General features: G+C 55.1%; 22 protein-coding genes and 1 other RNA gene. 10 read left to right on the top strand and 13 right to left on the bottom strand.

Translation table 11 applies throughout. The features are described 5' to 3' along the window. Positions 1-203: 203 nt before the first annotated feature. The 5 genes from PKY88_02305 to PKY88_02285 all read right to left on the bottom strand — a co-directional run bounded on the left by PKY88_02305 (position 204) and on the right by PKY88_02285 (position 5,112). Positions 204-887 carry an HAD family phosphatase gene (locus PKY88_02305; protein HOQ04034.1) on the bottom strand — a complete coding sequence of 228 codons (684 nt, stop codon included), beginning with the start codon at positions 885-887 and terminating at the stop codon, positions 204-206. 58 nt (positions 888-945) lie between these two features. Next, positions 946-2,751, bottom strand: coding sequence for an acyl-CoA dehydrogenase family protein (locus PKY88_02300; GenBank protein ID HOQ04033.1), 1,806 nt, complete (start codon positions 2,749-2,751; stop codon positions 946-948). Positions 2,752-2,787: 36 nt separating this feature from the next. Next, positions 2,788-3,816 (bottom strand): electron transfer flavoprotein subunit alpha/FixB family protein, encoded by a 1,029-nt coding sequence (locus PKY88_02295; GenBank protein HOQ04032.1) that lies wholly within the window; start codon positions 3,814-3,816, stop codon positions 2,788-2,790. 42 nt (positions 3,817-3,858) lie between these two features. Further along, a complete protein-coding gene (locus PKY88_02290) occupies positions 3,859-4,746 on the bottom strand; it encodes an electron transfer flavoprotein subunit beta/FixA family protein (protein HOQ04031.1) in 888 nt (295 codons plus the stop codon). Between the two features lie 177 nt (positions 4,747-4,923). Beyond that, positions 4,924-5,112, bottom strand: coding sequence for a hypothetical protein (locus tag PKY88_02285; GenBank protein HOQ04030.1), 189 nt, complete (start codon positions 5,110-5,112; stop codon positions 4,924-4,926). A gap of 132 nt (positions 5,113-5,244) precedes the next feature. Between PKY88_02285 and PKY88_02280 the strand changes: the two genes are divergently transcribed. Continuing rightward, positions 5,245-5,910, top strand: a complete 666-nt coding sequence (locus PKY88_02280) for a redoxin domain-containing protein (protein ID HOQ04029.1) — start codon at positions 5,245-5,247, stop codon at positions 5,908-5,910. On the opposite strand, the gene PKY88_02275 is transcribed toward PKY88_02280, so the two are convergent. From PKY88_02275 to PKY88_02260, 4 genes are all read right to left on the bottom strand, one after another. Then, a complete protein-coding gene (locus PKY88_02275; GenBank protein HOQ04028.1) occupies positions 5,907-6,962 on the bottom strand; it encodes a protein arginine kinase in 1,056 nt (351 codons plus the stop codon). The genes PKY88_02280 and PKY88_02275 overlap by 4 nt on opposite strands. Then, positions 6,959-7,453: a UvrB/UvrC motif-containing protein gene (locus PKY88_02270; GenBank protein ID HOQ04027.1), complete on the bottom strand. Its 495-nt coding sequence runs from the start codon at positions 7,451-7,453 to the stop codon at positions 6,959-6,961. The genes PKY88_02275 and PKY88_02270 overlap by 4 nt, the downstream gene beginning before the upstream one ends. 76 nt (positions 7,454-7,529) lie before the next feature. Beyond that, positions 7,530-7,898 carry a 6-carboxytetrahydropterin synthase gene (locus PKY88_02265; GenBank protein ID HOQ04026.1) on the bottom strand — a complete coding sequence of 123 codons (369 nt, stop codon included), beginning with the start codon at positions 7,896-7,898 and terminating at the stop codon, positions 7,530-7,532. A 76-nt stretch (positions 7,899-7,974) separates the two neighbouring features. Beyond that, a complete protein-coding gene (locus tag PKY88_02260) occupies positions 7,975-9,531 on the bottom strand; it encodes a DUF5684 domain-containing protein (protein ID HOQ04025.1) in 1,557 nt (518 codons plus the stop codon). A 176-nt stretch (positions 9,532-9,707) separates the two neighbouring features. Between PKY88_02260 and PKY88_02255 the strand changes: the two genes are divergently transcribed. Further along, positions 9,708-11,183 carry a glycine--tRNA ligase gene (locus PKY88_02255; protein HOQ04024.1) on the top strand — a complete coding sequence of 492 codons (1,476 nt, stop codon included), beginning with the start codon at positions 9,708-9,710 and terminating at the stop codon, positions 11,181-11,183. Between the two features lie 26 nt (positions 11,184-11,209). Then, positions 11,210-11,992 (top strand): TatD family hydrolase, encoded by a 783-nt coding sequence (locus PKY88_02250; GenBank protein ID HOQ04023.1) that lies wholly within the window; start codon positions 11,210-11,212, stop codon positions 11,990-11,992. Here PKY88_02250 and prmC read toward each other — a convergent pair. Together prmC and glmS are read right to left on the bottom strand one after the other, a co-directional pair. After that, positions 11,989-12,858: a peptide chain release factor N(5)-glutamine methyltransferase gene (gene prmC, locus PKY88_02245; protein HOQ04022.1), complete on the bottom strand. Its 870-nt coding sequence runs from the start codon at positions 12,856-12,858 to the stop codon at positions 11,989-11,991. The two genes, PKY88_02250 and prmC, sit on opposite strands and share 4 nt — an antisense overlap. 86 nt (positions 12,859-12,944) lie before the next feature. Continuing rightward, a complete protein-coding gene (gene glmS, locus PKY88_02240) occupies positions 12,945-14,813 on the bottom strand; it encodes a glutamine--fructose-6-phosphate transaminase (isomerizing) (protein HOQ04021.1) in 1,869 nt (622 codons plus the stop codon). 200 nt (positions 14,814-15,013) lie between these two features. Here glmS and PKY88_02235 point away from each other — a divergent pair, with 200 nt between their 5' ends. Genes PKY88_02235 through feoB form a run of 3 tightly spaced genes read left to right on the top strand, consistent with a single transcriptional unit; the run spans position 15,014 to position 17,832 of the window. Further along, complete coding sequence (locus tag PKY88_02235; protein HOQ04020.1) at positions 15,014-15,496, top strand: metal-dependent transcriptional regulator; 483 nt, start codon at positions 15,014-15,016, stop codon at positions 15,494-15,496. Next, positions 15,497-15,745, top strand: coding sequence for a FeoA family protein (locus PKY88_02230; protein HOQ04019.1), 249 nt, complete (start codon positions 15,497-15,499; stop codon positions 15,743-15,745). It abuts the gene before it with no gap. Positions 15,746-15,753: 8 nt separating this feature from the next. After that, positions 15,754-17,832 (top strand): ferrous iron transport protein B, encoded by a 2,079-nt coding sequence (gene feoB, locus PKY88_02225; protein ID HOQ04018.1) that lies wholly within the window; start codon positions 15,754-15,756, stop codon positions 17,830-17,832. 28 nt (positions 17,833-17,860) lie between these two features. Here feoB and PKY88_02220 read toward each other — a convergent pair whose 3' ends face one another. Beyond that, on the bottom strand, positions 17,861-18,799 hold the full coding sequence (locus tag PKY88_02220; protein HOQ04017.1) for a hypothetical protein: 939 nt from the start codon (positions 18,797-18,799) through the stop codon (positions 17,861-17,863). Between the two features lie 326 nt (positions 18,800-19,125). On the opposite strand from PKY88_02220, the gene PKY88_02215 reads away from it, so the two are divergent. The 4 genes from PKY88_02215 to ssrA all read left to right on the top strand — a co-directional run bounded on the left by PKY88_02215 (position 19,126) and on the right by ssrA (position 22,327). Continuing rightward, complete coding sequence (locus tag PKY88_02215) at positions 19,126-19,413, top strand: hypothetical protein (GenBank protein ID HOQ04016.1); 288 nt, start codon at positions 19,126-19,128, stop codon at positions 19,411-19,413. Between the two features lie 15 nt (positions 19,414-19,428). Further along, complete coding sequence (locus PKY88_02210; GenBank protein ID HOQ04015.1) at positions 19,429-21,123, top strand: AarF/ABC1/UbiB kinase family protein; 1,695 nt, start codon at positions 19,429-19,431, stop codon at positions 21,121-21,123. A 58-nt stretch (positions 21,124-21,181) separates the two neighbouring features. Further along, positions 21,182-21,907 carry a prepilin-type N-terminal cleavage/methylation domain-containing protein gene (locus PKY88_02205; GenBank protein ID HOQ04014.1) on the top strand — a complete coding sequence of 242 codons (726 nt, stop codon included), beginning with the start codon at positions 21,182-21,184 and terminating at the stop codon, positions 21,905-21,907. Positions 21,908-21,972: 65 nt separating this feature from the next. Then, positions 21,973-22,327, top strand: a transfer-messenger RNA (tmRNA) gene (gene ssrA / locus PKY88_02200). 408 nt (positions 22,328-22,735) lie between these two features. On the opposite strand, the gene PKY88_02195 is transcribed toward ssrA, so the two are convergent. Further along, positions 22,736-23,911 carry a DNA-binding transcriptional regulator gene (locus tag PKY88_02195; GenBank protein HOQ04013.1) on the bottom strand — a complete coding sequence of 392 codons (1,176 nt, stop codon included), beginning with the start codon at positions 23,909-23,911 and terminating at the stop codon, positions 22,736-22,738. Positions 23,912-24,081 lie beyond the last annotated feature (170 nt).

Genomic DNA, 24,081 nt, shown 5'->3' with positions numbered 1-24,081 from the left:
TTTAAATTCCGGAGAAGCGGAAATGAAAAAGGCGTCCAAAAGAGAACAAATAAGTATAGTCAAGATGAAAGAAAAGTCAAGTCAAGATATCCCAAGTCCTTATTATTAATGGTGATAAGTTGTGTTATTTTCGTTTGGGACACCTGGCAAAAAGGAAATATAGCCCAAAACAAATATTTGTAGAATAAAGATAAAGGGGACATTTATTTGCATATATTCTGGAGGTCGTCGATGGTCAGCTCTTCTAAAGAAGAGACAACCCGTTCGGCTTTATCCTGAAGCTGTTCGGCCGGATAGGTATTGGTAACGGCGACACGATGCATTCCGGCGGCAGCGGCGGCGGCCAGCCCCCAATGAGAATCTTCAATGACAACACATTCGCCGGGCTGAATCGGCTGGGATTGCCTTTGGTTGAGTTTCTTGAGGGCCAGCAGGTATCCTTCGGGGTCCGGTTTGCCTTTCTTTACATCTTCGGCCGTCACAATGACTTCAAATGCAGGAAGCAGGCTGCTGCCGGCCAGCATTTGTTCGATATCTTCCCGAAGCGCCCCCGAACAGACGGCTCGTCGGATGTTGTGTGCTTTTAGATTTTCGATGAGTGTTTCCACCCCGTCGAGGATAGCAGTTTCCTCCCGTGCCAGCTGCTTGAACAGCTCGGCCTTTTGACGAGCCATCTGGTGAATCTGCTCCGGCGTCAGATTCATCCTGTAGTCTTCGGAGACGGCCTGAATGTTTTCAATGTCTGTGTATCCGAGATATTTTTGCCAGTGAACTTCTTTGGGGACGGAAACGCCGTATTTTTCGAAGACCTGATTGAGGGCCTTATAATGCAGAAACTCCGAGTCGGCGATGACGCCGTCAAAGTCAAAGATTACGGCTCTGAGCATCGTTCCGTATTCTCCCTGTTCACACTCCAGCCGGCCCTGCCGTCCTGCCCTGGCGCTGCTATCCGAGTTCAGGCACCGGCCCGGCCAGAACCTCGTATTCTTTGAACGTGGATTTGTCGCCGGAGCAGACTTCTTCGGCCCAGGCGCGGATTTTAGGAGCATTGCGGGTGATGTATCGCCGTGCCAGCATCCGCTTGCGTTCGGTCATCGGAACGGTTTTGCCGGAGCCGTTGGAGGCATCATCGGCGATGGGCACCTGCATCTGGACGCGGCTGGAAGCCTGTCCGCACAGCAGATAGCCGTTGATGAGGGCGATGGCGATATCCACCAGCTGTCTGCCGAACAAATCCATATAATCGACGCCGGCTTCCTTGACAAAAGCAACGGCCTTTGTCAGCTGCTGTGTGCCTTCGGCCAGCAGGGCCAGCAGGTCCTTGACAGAGTCGGCATAGGGCATCGCCGCCAGTTCGGCCAGATATTTTTCGCAGGCCCCGCCGCACACACCGCGAACCGCCGCAACAATCTGCAGCTGGCTGGTGCCTTCATAAATGGTGGTGATGCGGGCGTCGCGGGCCAGCCGTTCGCAGGCATAATCGCGCATGTACCCGCTTCCGCCGAGGACCTGAATCGTATCATACGTAACGCGGTTGCACATCTCGGAGCAGTAATATTTGCTCATCGGCGTCAGCATGGCCGCCACCCGCTTGATTGTACGCAGCTGCTGCTTGGCCTCTTTCTGGGCTTCGGGCGATTCGGTCGGATCTTCGCTGATTTTGGTCAGGCCGACCTCGTGGTCTACGATGCGGCTGGTTTCATAGAGCAAGGCGCGGCCTGCTTCAATCTGGGTTTTCATGTCGATGACCATATCCCGCACGGCGGGCAGTTTTTCGATGGGGCCGCCGAACTGTTTGCGGCTGTGGGCATAGTCGCGGGCGATGCGGTAGGCCGCCTCGGCAATGCCCATCGACTGGGCGGCGATGCCGATGCGGGCGCCGTTCATCAGGCTCATTACATACGTAACCAGTCCGCGCTGGCGTTCTCCGATGAGCCGGCAGGGCGTATTGTCAAAGAACAGCTCGCAGGTGGGCGAACCGTGAATGCCGAGCTTGTCTTCCAGCCGGCGGACCCGCACGGTGGGGCCTCGTTCGCAGAGGAACAGACTCAGACCCAGACCGCCGCTGCGGTCCGGTTCGGAGCGGGCCAGCACCAGCAGCACTTCACCGCAGCCGTTGGTGATAAACCGCTTGACTCCGTGCAGGTACCAGTTGCCCTGAGCATCCTGGAAGGCCCGCAGTTTGCAGGCCTGCAGGTCGGAACCCGCATCGGGCTCGGTTAGAACCATAGCGCCGGTCACTTTGCCGGCGGCGAACTGCGGCAGATACTGCCGTTTGATTTCTTCATCTGCGAAGAAGTTGATGGTCTCGGCGATGCCCTGCAGACCGAACAGGTTCATCAGGGATGCATCAGCCCGGGAGACGATTTCGATGGCCGCCGAGTACACCAGACTGGGGAAATTCAGTCCCCCGTATTCGTGCGGCAGCGTAAATCCCATCACATCGGCTTTGGCCAGGGCCTGGAGGGATTCGGCAATGCCGTCGGCGTATTTGACGGTGCCGTTTTCCAGCAGGGTGCTTCCCTGTCGGTCGATTCCCTCGCTGCGGGGGGCGATAAAGTCGGCGCTGAGCTGGCCGAGGGCGTCCAGAACGAGGTCATAATTGGTGACGGCCTCCTGAGCATTCGCCGGAGCCGTATCGAATTTGCCGGCAAAGCGAAAGCCCCGCTCCATAAAGTGGGCCAGCTCGCCCAAATCAATATGCTTCATCAGGAACTGAATGTCGTCATTATCTCGATAAAAATTGCCCATCTGTTCTTCCTCAAAACAGGCGTTGGTTGTTTCAATTTATACCTTTTCCCGGATGGCCTTAATCATCATCGGAACGACCTGATTCAAATCGCCGAGGATTTTGTAGTGGGCGATTTGAAAGATCGGGGCCTCCGGGTCGTTGTTAATCGCAATAATTTTCTGACTGCCGCTCATTCCGGCCTGGTGCTGAATGGCCCCGCTGATGCCGACGGCAATATACAGAACAGGGCGGACGGTTGTGCCGGTCTGTCCAACCTGATGGTCGCGGTCGATAAAGCCCAGATCCACTGCGGCTCGGGTAGCGGCGGGGGCTCCGCCCAGACAGTGGGCCAGGTCCCAGATGAGTTTGAAGTTTTCTTTGCTGCCGACTCCGGCGCCGCCGGCTACGATAATGCGGGAGGCCTTCAGATTGACCTTTTTGGGCTGGCGGTGTTCGGCCAGAATCTCCAGCATCAGGTCGTCCGGCAGCAGGGAGATGGTTTCCCGAACGATTTGGGCATTGCGGCGTCCGTCCGGTTCAGGCATGGGCATTACGCCTTCGCGAACGGTGGCCATCTGCGGCCAGCGGTCGTAGTTGATAATCGTGGCGATGATGTTGCCGCCGAAGGCCGGACGAATCTGCAGAAGCAGGTTCTCATAGACCTTGCCGGTGCTGGGGATTTCGTGACGTCCAATCTGCAAATCGGTGCAGTCAGCGGTCAGTCCCGCCTTCAGGGCGCTGGCCACACGCGGGGCCAGGTCGCGTCCGACCGGCGTAGCTCCGTAGAGCATAATCTGCGGCTTGTGTTTGTGAATCAGTTCATCCAGAACCTTGGCATAGGAGCTGGTCTGGTAGTGGTTCAGCAGGGGGTGTTCGGCCAGATAGACCTTGTCGGCGCCGTATTGACCGAGCCGAACGCAGAGGGGCTCGACGCGGTCTCCGAGCAGGACCGCCGCCAGCGGAACCTTCAGCTGGTCGGCCAGTTGACGTCCTTTGCTGAGCAGTTCAATGGAGGTGTCTTCGAGCGTGCCGGCATGCTGCTCGGCAAACACCCATACTTCACCCTGTTTGTTGACTTCTATCATCTCTGATTATCCTTGTTTGCTGAATCTGATTGATACGTCGATTTATCCGATGGTATGGTCCACGATGAGTTCGTGAATCATCGCCTCAATGGCTTCCTGGGTCGGCTCAACGGATTTGGTTTCCTTGGCGGTGAGCACGACACTCTGAATGCGATGGACTTTGGTGGGCGAGCCGTCGCGTCCGCACCATTTCAGGTCGGCGCCGAGGATGTCAAGGTCCCACTGGCGGATGAGCAGCCCTTTTTGCTCCAGCTGCTTGCAGACGGCCTCGACATCAATCGAGGGGTTCTGTTTGGCCATCGCTTCAATTTCGATACGGCAGCGTGCGGCTTTGTATTTCATCAGGCGCTTGGCCGCCGGGATTCTGGGCTCGTTGGCGGTGTCCACGACCGTCAGCAGCACCGGCAGTTTGGTTCGGACTTCCTGCCAGCCGTTTCCGATGCTTCGGCGGGCGGTGATGGTTTTGCCGTCCAGGTTGAGAATTTTTTCGGTGTAGGTAATCTGGGGAACTCCCAGTTTTTCCGCTACCTGAGGGCCGACCTGAGCGGTGTCGCCGTCAATGGCCTGCCGGCCGCACAGGACAATATCGGGGTTGAGTTTGCGGACGGCGCAGCTGAGGATATAGCTTGTGGCCAGCGTATCACTGGCGGCACAGCGTTTGTCCGTAATCAGGATAACGCCGTCGGCTCCGCGATAGAGGGATTGGCGGAGGATTTCGGCTGCGGCCGGAAGTCCCATCGTAATGACGGTGACTTTTCCGCCGTATTGTTCCTTAATTTGAAGGGCCATCTCGAGGGCATTGAGGTCTTCCGGATTGAAAATGGCCGGAAGGGCCGCTCGATTGACGGTACCATCTTCGTTCATCGCCTGGCCGGTGATTCGTTTTGTATCCGGCACTTGTTTTGCAAGGACTACACAATTGTACGCCACGGATTGTCTCCCTGAGCATGCAGTTGCTTTTTTCCGGTTATCAAAAGACAGGATAGTGTAGCCCCAAGTCTAAACAAGTCAACCAAAAAATCAGCCCGATATCAGGATATAAAGGCTCCGGATACGCCGAAACAGGAAAGGCACAAAAAAATCAAGAGGCGGGGGGTGCTTCCTAAATTAACAAATCCCGCTCAGATTGGTCATAACCAGATTATCGTCTTCAAAGCTGTGATGAAGGGCTCGCCGTTTCTTCAGTTCGCGTACGGCGGATTGGCGGAAAGTCTCATTCCCGAAAACAGCAATTAACAGAAGCATTTCCATGGATTCGTCGGACAGATTCAGAGGTTCGATGTTTTTCGGCCGCATATCCCTTCTTCCTTTTTGTTTTTCTTTTACTGCTTTATACGTCCTGTCTGTTAAAGGGTTATTAGAAAAGTATTTGGAAAAGGCGAAAAAGTGTTTTTTTAGGCGGGGAGATGCTTATAATTTCGGGCAGACATGATAAAGAAAGACGACCGTAAATTTCTGATTCAGGGTCTGCCGGTCTATTTTGTCCTGTTGGTGCTGATTGCCGGAATGGTTATCCTTTATCGGCAGAAACTATCCAGACACGGCAATGAACCGCTGGGGGATTTAATCAGCAAGAACCTGCGAGGGCTTCAGCCGCAATACCGGTCAATCGATGACGTTATCAACAATCGAAAGACCTGGGAGCCGGTTTTGCCGGACTGGCAGGGACGAGAAGTGCCCGATTTGACATTCTTCCTCCTGAACGGAGAATGCAGGCATCTTGCGGATTATCGCGGTCGGGAATGTATCGTGATTATAGGGGCGACATGGTTCCCGCCTTTTCGACTCCAGATTTCTCAGGTTTTGCAGGCCCTGAACTGGATGGAGGAAGAAAAGCCGACTGTGGTTGGCTTAATAGCAGAGTCTCCGGAGAGAATTGAGAAGTTCTCGAAGAAATTTACGCCTGAAGAAATACAAATAGGAAGGATAGAGAATCTGCCCGAGCCGTTTTCCCTGCCGGATGGATTCCCGTGTATCTTTTTTTTGGATGCTCAGGGTCGGCTGAAACTGGCGGCAATCGGTCTGATTCCGAGGGTTCAAGTGGAAGCCGTTTGCCGTCTTCCGCTGCCGGAGGAAAGAGAGCAGCTGAATTAGTTGGCGCAAAGAGCGGTTCGAATAATACGGGCTCTCAGGATGTCGCGATGGTCCGGGCTGAGGGCTCGTCCCGCCTGCATTTGCAGGTGTGCCGGCTGGATATGCAGGAATAATTCATTCACTTTCGAAATCGGAATGTCCGGGATGCGTCCGGTATGGATGCCGAGCCGCACGTGACTGAGAAGAATCAGCGCCTCCTGCGAACTGATCAGACGGGCACTGCGGAGGATGGCTAGAGAACGATGGATTTTGTCTTCGACGGCTTCCGGATTTTCCTCAAACAATCTTTGTCGAGCGGCCTGTTCGTATTCGATAATTTTCGGCACGATGTTGCGGGAGAAGTTCTGCACGATTTCCTGTTCGGTTACGCCTAAGGTGACCTGGTTGGACAGCTGATAGAAGTCGCCGACGGCTTCCGAACCCTCTCCGAAAAGACCACGGACGGCCAGATTGCAGTCGCGGGCGGCGTTGAAGAACTTTTCCGTCTGGCCGGTCATCTTCAGGCCCGGCAGATGAAGCATTACGGACACCCGGATGCCGGTTCCGAGGTTGGTCGGGCAGGCGGTCAGATAACCGTATCGAGGGTGAAAGGCGAATTGAACTTTTGTTTCGAGGTGGTTGTCCACCTGACTGATTTGCTCAAAGCATTTTTCCAGCTGCTGCCCGGCGGCGAAGACCTGCATCCGCAAGTGGTCTTCTTCGTTAATCATGGCAGAGAAGCTTTCGTTTCGGGCCACAACGACGCCGCGAGGGCCTTCTCCCCGGGCATGAGGGAGACTGATTAAATAGCGTTCCGCCAGCAGTTCTCGTTCGAGGGCCGAGGCCCCTTCAATATTGATAAAAAACAGCGGTTCCGGTGAGGGGACCGACAATAAGGCATTTTTAAGGGTGTCCAGGATTTCCTGCTGTCGCGGGGGCGTCAGACAGGGTTTGAATTCATAGCCGGCCAGATTGCGGGCCAGCCGGATTCGTGAGGAAATCACCACCTCGGAGGCCGGGCCGCCTTCCTGAAGCCAGGGACTGGGCTGTTTGGATAAGTCGCTTAAGTTCATTGGAGTTTCCGGATTTCATCGCGCAGACGCGCGGCGGTTTCGTATTGTTCACGACGAACAGCTTCCTCGAGTTTGCGCCGCAGCTGGGCGAGCCGCAGCTGTTTTTCCTGGACCTGGCCGGCGCTCGCCGGGACCTTGCCGCAATGTTCGGAGCGGTCATTTTGGGTCCGCAGTATCAGCGGAAGCAGGTTTTTCTCAAAGACGTCATAGTCCTGCGGACAGCCCAAGAGGGTTTCTTTGCTGAAACGCTGGAGGGTCATCCCGCAGTGGGGACAGGTTTTCTGTTCCTGCGGGCTTTGCGGAGTTCCCGCAGCTTCCGGCGGAACACTCAGCAGCGTCGAGAGCAGTTCGTTGAGGGGGATTTGGGTTTGAATTGCCAGCCCCTGTTTCTGGGCGCATGCCTGGCACAGATGCGTTTCCACTCGGTGTCCGTTGGTAATCTCCGTCAGATGAATCGTGGCTGTTTGCGTTTTGCAGTTCTGACAAAGCATATCAATTCCGTCCTTATTCCCGGCTTACTTTTATTATTCTTTTCTTCATCGGTCTTTTTTCGGACCTTCTGAAGGGTTAATCCTGCGCGTACCGTACGATACAACCCGGGGCTTCCGTAATCTCTACCCAGGCCAGTTTGCCGTGCGGCGGGATTTTCGGAGCCAGTCGGTCGAAAACAAACTTGGCCACCATTTCCGCCGTCGGATTCACAGAGGCAAACGCTCTGTGTTCCTCGAGCGGGCGGTCAGCCAAAGCCGCGACAATCTCACCCAGCAGGGCTTTCAGTTCATGAAAGTCGATTCCCATCTGAACCTTGTTCAGATGCGTACAGTGAACTGCTGCTCGTACCCGCCAAAGGTGCGAATGAAGGTCTTCTCGACCTCCGTCGGCCAACACCAGACCATGGGAGGCCCGAAACTCGGTTTCTGCTATTATTATATACACATCTTCAGGGTACTCAAGAATCAGAAAAAAACAAGAAAAACACGGCTGAGAGCGCAAAATTTGCTTTCAGAAGAAGTTAGACATCGGCCTGCGGATAAGCCGACTCGGAAAAGGCCAGGATTGGAAAGAAGACAAACGGCAGAAAAACCATCCCGAATCCGAAAAGGGTTCCCTTGCCGAAAGCTTTGGCCACGCTGACGGAAAGATAAAGGAAAAGAAAGAGGTTTAGAATCGAACCGACGAAGGGGATCATCGGGCTCAGGGCACAGAGAAATCCGAGCCATTCTGATTTTCCTCCGATGCGTGCAAAGACAATGGTGTTGTAAATTGGAACAAAGACAGCCCATCCCGGCTCGCCCGCTTTATTGAAGACAACCCACATCGAGATTAAGGTTGTCAAACCAATCAGCAAAAGGACAATGGCAATCGGACAATAATATTTTTCTTCAAACTCTTCGAATCTCTCAGAAAATGAACGTTCCTTTGCTGAGCTCGACGGGGAACTGATTGCATATTTCTTGACCGTATCGTTGAGGAGGGACAGCAATTCGTTTTGGTCGCTTTGACCTGCCGAGGCCAAAAGTGTATCATTCTCGTCGAAAATAGAGATTCCAAAGACAAATCGGTCCACAGAAATGGTTTCCTCTGTATTGTTCTCTATTTCAACAAATCCTATCCGGATTGTCCGTATTCTGTTTGAATCTGATATGGCCTTTGTTTTTGTGATAAAATAGGAAGCTCCGGGTTCGACCCGTGCCTTTTCTATCGCGGTTTCGAGGGAGGAGAACCGCCCGATATCCAGAGCATTGAGAAGAGAATCTAAATCTTGTTCCGACACTTGAATCTGGTCCGGGAACAAATAAATCAATTCTTTTACATCTTCCGATTTCCGATTAAGTTTGGTGATGATGGAACGGGAGAAATCAACGGCTTGCGGATAGTTTTGGGCGGGTGATGCAAGGTCTATCGGCTGATTTTGTGCGGCTTCTTGCGAAGATTTGTTTGTCGGCGGCGGAGGGAGCGGGGTGGGGGTACTTTTCTTGAGGGATGAAACCAGCCAAAATGCGATGGAAAAACCGATGATGCCGCCGAGGACTCCGGCAACAGCTTTGAAAAGGACAGATTTTTGTTTTTCAGGTTTTCTCGGCGTTGGAGAAGGTTCGGATTCAATCGGCGGCGGCTCGGAAAACACGGCGGAGGTTTCTTTAGGCGGTTTTTCCTCCAGAAGAATCAATTCCTGCTCGGCGGGCTTTGGAGTCGGCACCAAACAGGCATGTTTGCAGGCCGGACAAGTGAACTTTCTGCCGGCATAGCGGGAAGGAAGGCAGTAGCCCTGTCCGCACGAGCGGCAGGTGAAGCGAAGCATTTGACTGTCGGAAACCGCGTTTTCCTGCTCGGGAATTTGGGTGGGTTCTCGGCAGGTCGGACACGAAACCTGTCGGCCTGCCTGTTCAGCGGGGATTTGATACAAGGCCTTGCAGCGGCCGCAGATACAAATGATTGGTTTGGCGGATGTCCCCGGGAACGGCACGAGAATCTGTCCGCTGCAGGTTGGACAGAGGGCGGCCTGTCCGGCATAGTGGTTTTCCATCTGAAGGGCTGTTCGGCAATGAGGGCATTTGAAATGAATCATGGTCCCGTCCTGCCTCATTTTTTTTGGTTTATTACTGTAATCCGTTTCTGAAGATTTTTCTATGGATTTTTTGCTCTTTGGAAAAGCGGTGTCAAAACGGCCTTGAACTTCTCGAGGGGTTTTGGTACAATATGGATTCTTTATCTCGAATTTAAAGTCTCTATTGTGAGGGATTTATGGCAAAACTGGCGAAACTGGATGACATTGTATCACTGTGCAAGCGGCGGGGGTTTATCTTTCAATCCAGTGAAATCTACGGCGGTCTGGCCAGCTGCTATGACTACGGTCCGCTGGGGGTTGAATTGAAACGCAATATCCGCAATGCCTGGTGGAAGCATGTCGTCCAGATGCGGGACGATGTGGTGGGGCTGGATTGCTCCATCCTAATGCATCCGATGGTGTGGAAGGCCTCCGGTCATGCGGATAAGTTTGCGGATTTGGTGACGGTCTGCCGAAAATGCGGCACCCGTTCGCGTGTGGACCATCTGCAGGATCATCAGGGCAGCGTTGAGGAGCATACGGAACATATCGATATTGAAGCCGCCCAGAGCAAGGCGGCGGAGCTGTCCAGAAAGGTTTGCCCGGCCTGCGGCACGGTCGGCCAGTTTGGAGAGCCGATGGCGTTCCAGCTGATGTTTGAAACCCGGATGGGCGCCAATGTTGAAGATACGATGACGCTGTTTCTGCGGCCGGAAACGGCGCAGGGCATTTTTGTCAATTTCCGCAATGTTTTAGATTCGACCCGTGTGAAGATTCCGTTCGGGATTGCACAAATCGGCAAGAGCTTCCGCAACGAAGTGACGACCAAAGCGTTTATCTTCCGCACTCGTGAATTCGAACAGGCCGAACTGGAGTTTTTCTGCAAGCCGGGAACGGATGAGGAGTGGTTTGAGCACTGGAAGCAGGAGCGGTTCAACTGGTACATCAATCTGGGCATTCGAAAGGAAAATCTGCGTTTCCGGGAGCATGCCAAAGATGAACTGGCGCATTATGCCAAGGCGTGCGTGGACATTGAATACAAGTTTCCGTTCGGCTCGGGCGACTGGCAGGAGCTGGAGGGGATCGCCAACCGCACGGATTTTGACCTGCGGCAGCATCAGCGGGGCATCCGGACGATGAACGAATGGTACGACAAGAAGGGGGATTTGACGAAGATTACCCTGAAAGAGGAGGCGGAGGATTATCTGAAAGGGCCGCTGGCCTATTTCGATGAGGAAACGCGGGAGCGGTACATTCCGTATGTGATTGAACCGTCGGCAGGGATTGACCGCAGTATGCTGGCGTTTCTGGTGGATGCCTATGATGAGGAAGAGGTGCGGGGTGAACAGCGGAATCTGCTGCGGTTTCATCCGGCGCTGGCCCCGATTAAGGCGGGCATCTTCCCGCTGGTTAAGAAGGACGGAATGCCGGAAATTGCGATGAATATCTACCAGGATTTAAAGCGGTACTTCCCGGTCTTCTATGATGAAAAGGGAGCCATCGGACGCCGTTATCGCCGGCAGGATGAGGCGGGCACACCTTTCTGTGTGACAGTGGACGGCCAGACCAAAGAAGACAATACCGTTACGATTCGCCATCGCGACAGTATGGAGCAGGTCCGCGTGCCTCTGGACCAGGTGAAGAGTTATCTGCGGGACAAACTGGACCTGTAGCAGATGGACCGGGCGGAAACGGGCCGATGGAACTGGTGGATACTCATGCCCATCTGACGTATTCTCCGCTGTGGGAGGATTTGGAGAGTGTGCTGGCCCGCAGCCGGCAGGCGGGAGTGACCCGCTGGATTACCGTCGGCACCAGTCCGGAGGAAAACCGCCGGGCCGCGGCGTGTGCCGAACGAACGGAGGGGCTGTGGGCGGCGGTGGGGTATCATCCGCATCATGCCGATGAAATCTCTTCAGAGGATTTGGAGCTTCTTCGCCGGACAGCCGTCCATCCGCGTGTCGCCGCCATCGGAGAGACGGGGCTGGATTATCATTATCTTCATTCGTCGGCGGACAATCAGCGGCGGATTTTTCGGGCTCAGCTGGAGCTGGCGGCGGAGCTGAACAAACCGGTGATTGTTCATATTCGGCAGGCCTTTCCGGAGGCGATGGCCATTCTGGATTCGTACCAGTCCCGCCTGTCCCGTGTGGTGATTCACTGCTACAGCGGAAGCCCGACGGAGACCGAAGAAGTGCTCCGACGCGGATATTTTGTTTCCTTCACGGGGATTGTCACGTTCAAGAAGGCGGATTTGCTGCGTCAGTCGGCCCGGATGATGCCGCCGGAGCGGGTGATGATTGAGACCGATTGTCCTTATCTTTCGCCGGAGCCGGTTCGGCATGTTCAGCCCAATGAGCCGGCCTTGCTGGTTCATACGGCGGCCAAGCTGGCCGAGCTTTACGGGATGCCGATGGAGGAGTTTGCCCGGAAGATGACGGCCAACAGCATCGCGTTTTTCGGTCTGGCGCAGCGGGTTTAGCGTCTGCCGATTGCGATTCGGTCTTTTTGGGCCAGGTCTTTGTGAATTTCCACAGAGGCAAAGAGCCCGCTTTGTTCGAGCATTTGTTTGACGGCCGGTCCCTGTTCATAGCCGATTTCGAGCATGACAGCGCCGTCCGGTTTAAGGAACCGCCCGGCCTGTTCGAGGATTCGGCGGTAAAAGTCCAGCCCGTCCGGCCCGCCCCAGAGGGCCTGTTTCGGTTCATAATTTTTGACGTTGGGGGCCAGCTTTTCGTATTCGGCGTCGCTGACGTACGGCGGATTGGAGACAATCAGATCGAAGCAGGGGCCGTCGAGTTCCTCGATGAGCGGCTCGTACAGATTGCCGCACAGCAGCCGCACAGACGGCTCCAGATTGTACCGACGGATGTTTTCGGCGGCGACGGCCAGGGCGGCTTCGGAGATATCGACGGCGGTTATATGGAGGTCTTTGCAGTTTTTGGCCAGTGCGGCGGCGATGCAGCCGCAGCCCGTGCACAAATCGAGGGCCTGCCGGGGAGCGGGCCGCCTGCGGAGAAATTCCACGGCTTTTTCCACGAGCAGCTCCGTTTCCGGACGGGGAATCAGACAGTCCGGTGTGATTTTCAGGGACAGCGAGTAGAATTCGCACCGCCCGACCAGATAGGCGATGGGTTCGTGTTCGGCGGCCCGCTTGACCAGCTCCCGGAGCTGTCCCAGCTGGGGCTGCTGAACGACTCGGTCGTGAAGGGTGTACAGTTCAATCCGCTGCAGACCGAGCACATTACACAAAAGCAGTTCGGCGCTGAGCCGGGGACTGTCCAGCTGTTTTTGGGTAAAGTACGCCGTCATCCAGTTCAGCAGTTTTTGGATGGTCCAGATTTCCATTCTGTTCGTCTCTCGGAAGCCCTCGGAGTTCGAACCTGCCTCTTCGGATGATTATAAACCGGACCGGATGCGAGTGCACCTGTTTTTTATTCGACGGTGACGCTTTTGGCCAGATTGCGGGGCTTGTCCACGTCGTGTCCGCGCAGGACGGCGGCGTGATAAGCGAGCATCTGGAGAGGCACGACCGTCAGCATCGGCTGGAGCGGTTCGCAGGTTTCCGGAATGGGAATCAGGTAATCGGCATAGGGTTTGATTTGCTCATCGCCTTCGGTGGCCACGACGATGGTTTTTCCGCCGCGGGCGCGGACTTCTTCGATGTTGCCGATGATTTTTTCGTACTGCGAGCATCGGGTGGCGATAAAGACGGCGGGCATCTTGTCGGTAATCAGGGCGATGGGGCCGTGCTTCATCTCGGCGGCCGGAAGCCCTTCGGCGTGGATATAGCTGATTTCTTTGAGTTTCAGGGCGCCTTCGAGGGCGACCGGATAATTAAAGCCGCGTCCGAGGAAGAGCCAGTTTTCGCGGTCTTTGTTGGCGTCGGCGATTTGGCGAATGGCCTCGGACTGCCGGAGAATGCGTTTGATTTTCTGCGGGATGGAGGTGAGCTCCTGCAGGAGATTGTGCACGGTGTCGGTGCTCAGATGGCGGCGGCGGCCCAGTTCAATGGCCAGCATCGCCAGGACGGCGACCTGCGCGGTGAAGGCCTTGGTGCTGGCGACGCCGATTTCCGGCCCGACGCGAAGATACACGCCCGCATCGGTCAGCCGGGCGATGGAAGAGCCGACGACGTTGACGATGCCCAGCACGAGGGCGCCGCGTTCTTTGGCCTGTTCGACGGCGGCCAGCGTGTCGGCGGTTTCGCCGGACTGGCTGATGGCGATGACAATGGTTCCTTCTTCGAGGATAGGGTTGCGGTATCGGAATTCGCTGGCGTATTCGACCTCGGCAGGGATTCGAGCCAGCTGCTCAAAGAGGAATTCCCCGACGAGGGCGGCGTGCCAGGCGGTTCCGCAGGCGGTCAGGATAATGCGTTTAGCGCGGGTCAGTTCCCGCAGATAGTTGGAAACGCCGCCGAGGATGATGCGGCCGTTTTTGAGGTCCACGCGGCCGTTCAAACAGGTTTCCAGCGCTGTCGGCTGCTCGGCGATCTCCTTTTCCATGTAATGGCGGAACCCTTCCAGTTCGATTTGGTCTAGGGAGATTTCAATTTCTTTCAGTTCCTTCTGGACTTGCTCGTTGGAAAGGGTTTTGGTTTGGAAGCCGGCGGAGTCCACGATGACCATCTCGCCGTCGGCCAGATAAATGGCCTGGGTGGTATGCTTGACGATGGCGGCGGCGTCGGAGGCGATGAGAAACTCATTTTTTCCGACACCCAGAATCAGGGGGCTTCCTTTTTTGGCTCCAATGAGCACATCGGGGCAGTCGGCGCAGAGAATTGCCAGTCCGTAGGTGCCGTAGATTTCGCTGAGGGCCTGCTGGACAGCCCATTCAAACCGGTTGCAGCCGTGCGGGGCCAGCTGGCCGTTGCGGTTTTGGTTTCGTTGATAAAAATAGCCGATAAGGTTGGCGACAACCTCGGTGTCGGTTTCACTCTGGAAGGTGCAGCCCTCTTTAAGCAGCCATTTCTTGAGCGTGGCGTAGTTTTCGATAATGCCGTTGTGAACGACGGCGATTTTGCCGGTGCAGTCTACGTGCGGGTGGGCGTTGACCTGGTTGGGCCGCCCGTGCGTAGCCCAGCGGGTGTGACCGATGCCGACGGTAGCGGAGGATTGGCGGCCTGCCAGCAAATCCTCGAGATTGCTGATTCGCCCGGGGCTTTTGGTGACCTGAAACGTTCCGTTTTCAAGCAGGGCAATGCCGGCCGAGTCATATCCGCGATATTCGAGCCGTTTGAGCCCTTCAATCAGAATGGGCTGGGCCGGTTTGTTTCCAAAATAAGCCACAATTCCGCACATAGTTTTTCCTCAATTTTGAGCTGATTTGAGAAAATTATCGTCTAAAGAAACACGTCCGTAAAGCAGAAAATCCGGCTTTTTCAATACGTCGGCCGCATTTTGCGGGTGTAAATGCTTTGTAAAAAATGAGTTAAAAAAATGCTTGACAAGTTAGGATAGACTAACTATGTTAAGAATTCCTAATTTTTAAGGAAAAGCCGGTGGAAACAACGGAACACGAAAAACTGAGTGCTTCGCTGGAAGATTATCTGGAGGCGATTTTTAATCTTCTGTCGGCCAAGTCGGCGGCCCGCAGCAAGGATATTGCCGAACATCTGGGGGTCACGAGGGCTTCTGTGACCGGTGCGCTTCGTGCGCTGGCCCAGAAGGGGCTGATTGATTATGAGCCGTATGGAGTGGTTCGCCTCACGGAGGAGGGAGGACGGCAGGCACGTCGGGTGGTTCGGCGTCATCAGGTCCTGCATTCGTTTTTTACCGAAGTGCTCGGGCTGGAGGAGGGGCTTTCGCAGGAGGCGGCCTGCCGGGCGGAACATACGCTCGGCTCGGAGGTCATTGAGCGGCTGGTTGTGTTTATCGAGTTTTTGAGCCGTTCATCTCTGGAGGGGAAGGACTGGACGGCGGAGTTCAGAAAGTTTCGTCTTCAGGAGCAGAAGCAGAAAACCCAGAAAGCAGAGGAACAATAAATGGAATCTCCGGCGGAAAAATCGGTGCGGTTTCTTTCTCAGGTGCCGGCCGGACAAACGGTTCGGCTGGTACGAATTGCGGGCGGACACGCGCTGACGCTGCGGCTGGCCGGAATGGGGCTGGTGCCGAATGTCCCGCTGGAGGTGCTGCGGAATGATTTTCGCGGGCAGATTATTGTGCAGGTGAAGAATACCAAAATTGTGCTGGGGCGGGGGATGTCGGAAAAACTGGAAGTGGCGCCTTTGTAGAGAGAACGATGGACGCATCCGAAAAAAAGACGAAATGGCTGGCGGCGCTGGCGGGCAATCCGAACAGCGGAAAGACGACGGTATTCAATGCCCTGACGGGCACGCGTCAGCATACCGGAAACTATCCGGGCGTGACGGTGGAGAAAAAAGAGGGCATCTGTCGGATTGATGGGCGGACGCTGCGGATTGTGGACTTGCCCGGCGTATACAGTCTGACGGCGTACTCGATGGAAGAACTGGTGGCCCGGCATTTTCTGCTTCAGGAGAAGCCGGATGTGGTGGTGGACGTGGTGGATGCCTCCAATCTGGAGCGGCATTTGTATCTGGCGGTGCAGCTGATGGAGATGAAGGTGCCGCTGGTGCTGGCGTTTAATATGAGTGATGTGGCGCGGCAGCGGGGGCTGGAGTTTGATTTGGAGCAGCTCAGTGTCCTGCTGGGGGCTCCGATTGTGCCGCTGACGGCGACGAAGGGAGAGGGAATCGACGAACTCAAAAAGACAATCCTGCGCTGCGCCGAACAGGTGCGTCCGGTGCCGGCGGAGATTCGGTATGGACCGGAACTGGAGGAGGCGATCGGAAAGATTGAATCGGTGCTTGATGAGAACCATTCTCTTATCCGGTCATACGGGCGGCGGTGGACGGCGCTGAAGCTGCTTGAAGGCGACTCGGAAATTCAGGAACAGATTCGTTTGCCGCAGGTATCCGATGTGCTGCAGGAGATCCGCCGGCATCTGGCGGCGGTTTTTGGGGAGTCCCCGGAGGTGCTGATAGCGGAGCGCCGGTATGGGTTTATTTCCGGGGCCTGTCAGGAGACGGTCCGCCAGACGGTTCTGAAGCGGCGGGATTTCAGCGACCGGATGGATGCGGTTCTGACGCATCGGTATGCGGGGCTGCCGATTTTTGCCGTTCTGATGTACATTGTTTTTTACCTGACGTTTCAGGTTGGTGCCTGGCCGCAGAGCTGGCTGGAGGACGGATTTACGTATTTGGCGCAATTGATTGAGCGGTTTTGGCCGGAAGAGGTTTCCGAAGAAATCAAATCTCTGCTGATCGACGGGGTGATAGCGGGGGTGGGCGGGGTGGTGGTGTTTCTGCCGAATATTCTGCTGCTGTTTCTGGGGATTGCGTTTCTGGAAGACAGCGGGTATATGGCGCGGGCGGCGTTTATTATGGACCGCCTGATGCATCGAATCGGGCTGCACGGCAAGAGTTTTATTCCGATGCTGATTGGGTTCGGCTGTTCGGTGCCGGCGATTATGGCCACGCGGATTCTGGAGGAGCGGCGGACGCGGCTGGCGACGATGCTGGTGATTCCGCTGATGAGCTGCGGGGCCCGGATTACGATTTACGGACTTTTGATTCCGGCCTTCTTTCCGCCGGTGCTTCGCGGACCGATGATGTGGCTGATTTATCTGATTGGAATTGGGCTGGCGATTGTCTGCGTGCGGCTGCTTCGCAGCACGATTTTGAAAGGCGAGACCGTTCCCTTTGTGATGGAGCTGCCGCCGTATCGGCTGCCTACGCTCCAGGGGCTCCTGCTGCATATGTGGGACCGGGGCTGGCTGTATCTGCGAAAGGCGGGGACGGTGATCCTGGCCCTGTCGATTGTGATGTGGGCGGTGACGCGGTATCCGCGCCCTCCGCAGGAGTTCCTGACCGCGGAAGAGGACCAGGTGGAGCGTGTCGAGCTGGAGTATTCCCTGGCCGGCCGCATCGGCAAATGGATGGAGCCGGCGATACAACCGCTGGGGTTTGACTGGAAAATCGGCACGGCGATGATTGGGGCGGCTATGGCCAAAGAAGTGTTTGTCTCCCAGATGTCGATTGTTTACTCGCTCGGCAGCGAAGAGGATTTGGAACAATTGCAGAAGCGCATCCGGGAAGATTACAGCGTCCTCCAGGGGTTTTGCATTATGCTGTTCTGTCTGATTAGTACGCCCTGTGTCGCCACAGTGGCCGTCACACGCCGGGAAAGCGGGACATGGAGGTGGGCTCTTCTGCAATTCGGGGGACTGACGGCCCTGGCTTATCTTATTACTCTTCTTGTTTATCAGGGCGGACGGCTTGTCTCTTTTCTGACAGCTTAGGATTGTCCGGAATCAAGAAGCAAACAGCTCATTGGCCGTTCTTGAGCCAGTTGTCGGTCAGAATCATCAGGTCCAGGGTGTCCACAAACCAGTCTTTGTTCAGGTCAGCCTGAGGGCAGGGGCAGTTGGGGTCAATCAGATTGGGGTCATAGACGGTTTCGGGCGGGATGGTCATGCCTGGATAATCGGGTTTGGGCAGGAAAGTGTTGGGGTCGAAGGCGTTCGGGTCCGGACACCAGCTCAGCCATGCCTGAGAGAGGATTTGGAAATCCTCCGCATCAACGGAGCAGTCGTGGTTGATGTCGCCGGGCTGGACAGTACAGACGGACAATCCATCCACCGCCAGATAACTTTTGTAGATTGTGTCCAGCTGGTCACGTACGGTACAGATGAGCCGATAGGTTCCGGCGGTTTCTTCTGTGAAGTCGTACTGGAATGGAATCCAGGTGTTTGTGGATTGGAAATCCCCGACTTGCATTACATCGCAGTAAGCCAGCACAATTTCGGAGGGCAGGCCGCTGTTCGGGTCCTCCGGCATCAAATAGATTTTGCCGTAATCGTTGTACTGCAGAAAATCGCACGTGCCGAAAAAGTAGGCACCGGACAGCCGCTGACCCGGCAGAAAAGTCACTGTTTGGGAGATTGTGGAATGGATGATGGCAGGGTCCGACTCATCTCCAAGGTCGCCTGTGGATAAGACAACAAACCGTCGGCCCTCATATGGTTCGGGAAGGGTCCAATGGACTTCCCGTTTGCTGCGGTCATACTGCGGATTGGGCACCAAATAGCGGTGCAGCCCTGCATAGCAGTCTCGGTAGGGATTATCAACAGCCCGAGCCCAGCCCCACGGAGGGATAAACCACTCGGTCGTATTGGGATCAGGGATCTCAAAGCCGCCGTTCAGGATACCCCCCCAAATTGTACAGCCGAGCCAGAAAAAATAACTTATCCTTACAATGGGCGTCATTTTTCCTACACCAAAGCCCTGCGAATATTTGTTTTTTTCATTGTACCAAAAACAAATGTGCAAATCAATACTCCTGTAAACATTCCGGAGTTTGTCTGTCTTTCATTTATGAATTGTCGGCTGTCAAACGGTCTTTATTGCGTCTTCTACGGCAAAACTCTGTTTTTCGTGCATAAAAATTGAAGAGAAAAAACCGAAAGATTCTTATCGGTCTTTCGGATAGACGTTGTTCCGGACCATCTTTTTCGGTATAATGAGAATCAGAAAACGGATTCCATTTGTTGGATTTCCTGAATGGTCATTTCAGTGATAGAAAGGAGCGGACGATGTTTGAGACACTTGATAAGTTATTTCTGGCAGGGCTGGGTGCAATGACGATGACGAGGGAGCGGGCCGAGGCTATCTTCGAGGAATATGTCCAGAAAGGGAAGGCCAAACGAGAGGAGAAGAGCGGCTTTGTCAAAGAGATTCTCGAACTGGCGGCCAAAAGCCGTGCAGATTTGGAAAAAATCATTTCAGAACAGCTTCACAAGGTTCTGACACAGATGCCTTTGGCGACGAAAGAAGACCTCAAGCGTCTGGAAGAGAAAATCGACCAGCTGCTCAAGAAGTAAGAAGGAGAAACCGTTTTGCGGGGTTTGTTTTACCGAGTTAAGAGAACCGCCGCTCATCTGGCGCGGTATCGGCATATTATGTCTGTGCTGATTAAGTACGGCTTTGAGGAAGCTGCCGGTATTGTTGCGCGCCGTTTTCGAGTGGGGCTGGGTTCGAAAGGATTTCCGACGGCTCGGCGGGAAGAGCTGGCCCAGACCTCTCCTGCACGCCGGATTCGCCTGGCGATGGAGGAGCTGGGGCCGACGTTTATCAAGCTGGGGCAGCTGCTCAGCACGCGTCCGGACCTGATTCCGACGGAGCTGGTGGATGAGCTGGAGCGGCTGCAGGACCAGGTAACGCCGGAACGGCCGGAGACGATTCGACAGGAAGTTCGGCAGCAGTTAGGCGCCTATCCGGAGGAATTGTTCGAGACCTTTGAGCCGGAACCGATTGCGGCGGCCAGCATTGCTCAGGTGCATCGCGTCCGGCTTAAAGACGGCCGACCGGCGGCGATGAAAATCCGCCGGCCCGGCATTGTTCGGGTGATCCGAACGGAGCTGGAGATACTGGAGGATTTGGCGGCGCTGCTGAAAGGACGGCTGCGGAACGGGCAGACCGTTGACCCGCAGCGGATGGTTCGCGAGTTTGCCCAGGCGGTGCTCAAAGAGGTGGATTTGTCCCGCGAACGAAAAAATCTTCAGCGCTTCCGGCAGAACTTTGCCGATGACCCGACGGTGCACGTGCCGGAGGTCTTTGAGGAATACTGCTCCGAGGGCATCCTGACGATGGAGTTTATTGAGGGCATCAAACCCTCTCAAGTCGAGCGGCTGCAGGCGGAAGGATACGACACGAAGGAAATTGCCCGTCGCGGGGCGGATTTTGTGCTCAAGCAGGTGTTTGATTTCGGGTTTTTCCACACGGACCCGCATCCGGGGAATTTCTTTGTGATGAAGGGCAACGTGCTGGCCCCGCTGGATTTCGGGCAGGTGGGGCGGCTGAGCCGTCCGGACCGCCAATTGATGCAGGCGATTGTGTTGTCTATCGTCAGCGGCGATGTAACGCGTGTTCTGCAGGGGCTGGAGCGTTCGGAAATGCTCGATGAGCAGACCGATCTGCTGGACCTGCGGCGGGACTTGGAGGAACTGCTGGATACCTATTCGCATCTTCCGCTGAAGGATATTCCGTTTCAGGAGGCCATCGGGCGAGGCTTTGAGATTATCCGGTCGCATCATATTCAGCCGCCGCGTGATTTTACGCTGATGCTCAAGTGTCTGATGACCATTGAATCCTTTGCGACGGGACTGGACCCGGAGTTTCAGATTATTGAACATCTGAAACCGTATGCCAAGCGGTTTATGCTCGAATCCGTCAAACCCAGCGGAATTCTCCGTCAGCTGGGCAAGGCCGCACAGGGGGCGGGCGAGCTGGCGGGCCGATTTCCGGAGGATGCGGCGGCCATTTTAAGCAAAATCCGCCGCGGGCAGTTTCGGATTCATATTCATCATGAACATCTGGAGCAGCTGGAGCGGACACTGGACAACAGCTCCAATCGGATGTCGTTTGCCATTATTATTGCGGCCCTGCTGATCGGCTCCAGTCTGCTGGTGGCTCAGGAGGGGACCGTGCTGGGGCTGATGTCGCTGGAGGCCCTGGGAGTAATTGGGTATCTGACAGCGGCGGCCATCGGCATCTGGCTTTTGATTTCCATTCTTCGCGGCCGGCGTTTTTGACAAACCGGCACCTTGTGCGGTTCGTAGAAAACAAAACAGACCGGAAAGGACGGTCGAAATGGAAACACGGCGGCACAATGCGTTTACGCTTATCGAACTGCTGGTGGTGCTTGCGATTTTAGGCCTGCTGGTTGGTGTGCTTCTGCCGGCTTTGCGTCAGGCCCGGGAGGCGGGGCGGTCGATTGTCTGCCGGTCGCTGATGAAAAATTATACGTTTGCTCTTTATGGGTATTTTACGGAAACACGAGACCTGCTGCCGATTTCGGTGCAGGACCCGATTATGCGGCCGTGGTTTACGCTGGATGAGTTTCGCGGCCGAATCGGGCTGCCGTTTTTGACGGAGGAATACAAAATCCGCCGTTTTCCGCAGAATATCCAGGAATATAAACCGTCGTATGAGAAGAAATATATCTGTCCTTCTGCCTCGTTTGCCCTAAAGAATCCGGAGGAAGGGCTGTATGCGATGGACCGCAGCTACGGGCTGAACGCCCATGTGTATTATTTTCAGGATTCCATCCGGGAGCGGCTGCTGCGTCAAAGCGGGCGGATTCTGTGTATGGCCGACGCCCTGGACTGGTGGTTTAATTGGTGGGGGTGTGATAAATACACAGAAACCGGAGAGGAATGGTTGGGTTTTGAGACATACGGGACGGCGGCGTTCCGTCACAGCCGCCAGAGGGCCAATGTGAGCTTTTGGGATGGGCATTGTGCGGCAATGACCGTAGAGGAGCTTAAGCAGAATCTGGACGAGTGGATGCGTCTGGCGGAAAGGCAGAGCCGCTGAAGGCCGGTGTTGTATTTAGCGGGCAGATTTGCTACAATATAAGAAGCATCTTTGACAAGTGAATCGGGGGCGAAAGGAATCGACCGGACAGGTAGAAGGTTCGGCTGCATGTGCAGGATAGCGGTTGGCCTGCCTAATCATCCGCTGCAAAAGATAACTGGCAACTACCAGTATGCAATGGCTGCGTAATTAACGCAGCCCGTTCCGTTGGTCCTGCCCGCGGGACTGACGCGAACGCCGCTCAGCGGGCTGGCTGACGGGCTCCGTTCACGGTCCGACAGCGAGACAGCAGTGAACTGGCGAGAGCGGAAGCCGGTCGTTTGGCGTCCGCTCGAGCGAGACCCAAACAGACGACTAAACATGTAGATGCCGGACTGGAAATGTCTCGGGACGGGGGTTCGAATCCCCCCGCCTCCAGTCTTCGTTCGCTGCTTGTCAGAGAACGAAGACAGTCGCGGCGGAGTCCGTCAGGACGAAGCCGGACATGTAACTGAATAAGGTCCCGCAGCGAACTACGACTCGGCAGGCCGGTGTGAAATTTTATTATGTATATATATTGCAATCGCAGAGCGTACCTGAGCGATTTTACACAGGTATCACAGAGAATCTGCAGGCCCGCTTAAAAGCTCACAATCAAAAGAAATGTGAACATACCTCTAAATATATCCCCTGGATGATAAAAACAGCGATAGCATTCTCTGACGAGCAGAAAGCCCTTCAATTTGAAAAATATCTGAAGACATCTTCCGGCAGAGCCTTCGCAAAAAAACGTTTCTAAACATCGAACGCCGTTCTATAGACTTTTTGATTCCCATCTTCCCTTTGCCGTCAGCGGTCGTGTCGGGGGCTGTACTGTCTGCAGAACGCCAGGGGAGAGATGCCTCTGGATTTTCGGAAGAATCGGGCGATATGGCTGGGGTTTGAAAAGCCGACCGACAAGGCGATTTCCTCGATGGACAAATCGGTATGAATCAGCAGGTCGGCGATTCGGTCGGCACAGACCCGTCTGATTTCCTGAGCCACGGAGCAGCCCACGGCTTTTTTGAACCGCTTCTGCAGGGCGTTTACAGACAAGTGTACGTGGGCGGCTACATCGGAGACCTGAAGCCGTCCCGTTGAATGGTGGCGGAGAAAGGTCATGGCTTTGGCGATTTCATAATCTTCAATCGCGGTAAAGTCGGTAGACTGGCGGGGGATGACGGCAGTCGGCTCAATAAAAACCGTTTGGTCCTGCGGAAGGACCTGTCCGTTCATCATCCGATCCAGAAGAGCGGCGGCTTCAAACCCCGCCTTTCTGTAGTCGAGGGACACACTGGAGATGCGGGGGATTTGGGTCTCGCAGATTGTCCGGTTGTTGTTGACACCCAGAACAGCAATCTGCTGCGGGACCAGAAGGTCAGCAATCCGGCAGGCGGTTAAGATATCAACAGCCAGCGTGTCGTCACCGGCCAATACAGCTGCGGGCTTGCGGAGAGATTTCAGCCAGTCAGCCAAAATCAGCAGCTCCCTGTTCCAGGAGGTAAGATTGCTGGGTCTGGGTCTGACCAGAACGCGGATGTCAAAGCCGGATTCCCGAATGGATTTGGCGAAGCTTTCAGCCCGCTCCTGCATCGGCACATGAGCGGTGCAGATATAAGAGGCGAAGTGCTTAAACCCGAGCTTCAGGAGATGCTCGGCGGCCATTTTGCCGATGCGCTCTCCGTTGCCGACGATGGCGGGCCGACCCGGCAGCCGCGGCTTAACATTTCGATGGAGAATCGTCGGGATGGAAAGCCGGAGAATTCTGCCGAGGTTTTTTCGGGAATTGGGGACAATCAGGCCGTCGGGACGAATTTGTTTGAGCCATCGATAGATTTCCTCCTCATCGGTCTCAAACTGAAGCAGCAGCGGGGAGTACAGAAGCCATCGCCGATGGACCGAGGCATATTCAACGACCCCGTCCCAGAGTCCTCGATCTTCGCTCGGAGCGTATAAGAATACAACCTTCTTAAAAGGGTCCGCCATAGTTTCCGTCTTTTTGTTGAGTTTTCCAGTCTCTGAGAACAATACCCTTGCGGCGAGGGTCTGTCAAAGGGGTTTTGGGGTCCGAGGTGGCCGGCACAAAATGGCGAAAAAGACGGTTCGTTTTGGAGTGGTTTGATGAAGGCAGTTTCGTTAGAATCATTTTATTAGTC

It is taken from the genome of Anaerohalosphaeraceae bacterium (assembly GCA_035378985.1).
Taxonomy (GTDB): domain Bacteria; phylum Planctomycetota; class Phycisphaerae; order Sedimentisphaerales; family Anaerohalosphaeraceae; genus JAHDQI01.
This window is presented reverse-complemented; position numbering and strand designations above follow the sequence as displayed.

Bases quoted from the DNA above. Each gene is read 5' to 3' on its own strand.
- PKY88_02305 (HOQ04034.1), bottom strand. From the start codon at position 887: ATGCTCAGAGCCGTAATCTTTGACTTTGACGGCGTCATCGCCGACTCG.
- PKY88_02300 (HOQ04033.1), bottom strand. From the start codon at position 2,751: ATGGGCAATTTTTATCGAGATAATGACGACATTCAGTTCCTGATGAAG.
- PKY88_02295 (HOQ04032.1), bottom strand. From the start codon at position 3,816: ATGATAGAAGTCAACAAACAGGGTGAAGTATGGGTGTTTGCCGAGCAG.
- PKY88_02285 (HOQ04030.1), bottom strand. From the start codon at position 5,112: ATGCGGCCGAAAAACATCGAACCTCTGAATCTGTCCGACGAATCCATG.
- PKY88_02280 (HOQ04029.1), top strand. From the start codon at position 5,245: ATGATAAAGAAAGACGACCGTAAATTTCTGATTCAGGGTCTGCCGGTC.
- PKY88_02275 (HOQ04028.1), bottom strand. From the start codon at position 6,962: ATGAACTTAAGCGACTTATCCAAACAGCCCAGTCCCTGGCTTCAGGAA.
- PKY88_02270 (HOQ04027.1), bottom strand. From the start codon at position 7,453: ATGCTTTGTCAGAACTGCAAAACGCAAACAGCCACGATTCATCTGACG.
- PKY88_02260 (HOQ04025.1), bottom strand. From the start codon at position 9,531: ATGATTCATTTCAAATGCCCTCATTGCCGAACAGCCCTTCAGATGGAA.
- PKY88_02255 (HOQ04024.1), top strand. From the start codon at position 9,708: ATGGCAAAACTGGCGAAACTGGATGACATTGTATCACTGTGCAAGCGG.
- PKY88_02250 (HOQ04023.1), top strand. From the start codon at position 11,210: ATGGAACTGGTGGATACTCATGCCCATCTGACGTATTCTCCGCTGTGG.
- prmC (HOQ04022.1), bottom strand. From the start codon at position 12,858: ATGGAAATCTGGACCATCCAAAAACTGCTGAACTGGATGACGGCGTAC.
- glmS (HOQ04021.1), bottom strand. From the start codon at position 14,813: ATGTGCGGAATTGTGGCTTATTTTGGAAACAAACCGGCCCAGCCCATT.
- PKY88_02230 (HOQ04019.1), top strand. From the start codon at position 15,497: ATGGAATCTCCGGCGGAAAAATCGGTGCGGTTTCTTTCTCAGGTGCCG.
- feoB (HOQ04018.1), top strand. From the start codon at position 15,754: ATGGACGCATCCGAAAAAAAGACGAAATGGCTGGCGGCGCTGGCGGGC.
- PKY88_02220 (HOQ04017.1), bottom strand. From the start codon at position 18,799: ATGACGCCCATTGTAAGGATAAGTTATTTTTTCTGGCTCGGCTGTACA.
- PKY88_02215 (HOQ04016.1), top strand. From the start codon at position 19,126: ATGTTTGAGACACTTGATAAGTTATTTCTGGCAGGGCTGGGTGCAATG.
- PKY88_02205 (HOQ04014.1), top strand. From the start codon at position 21,182: ATGGAAACACGGCGGCACAATGCGTTTACGCTTATCGAACTGCTGGTG.
- PKY88_02195 (HOQ04013.1), bottom strand. From the start codon at position 23,911: ATGGCGGACCCTTTTAAGAAGGTTGTATTCTTATACGCTCCGAGCGAA.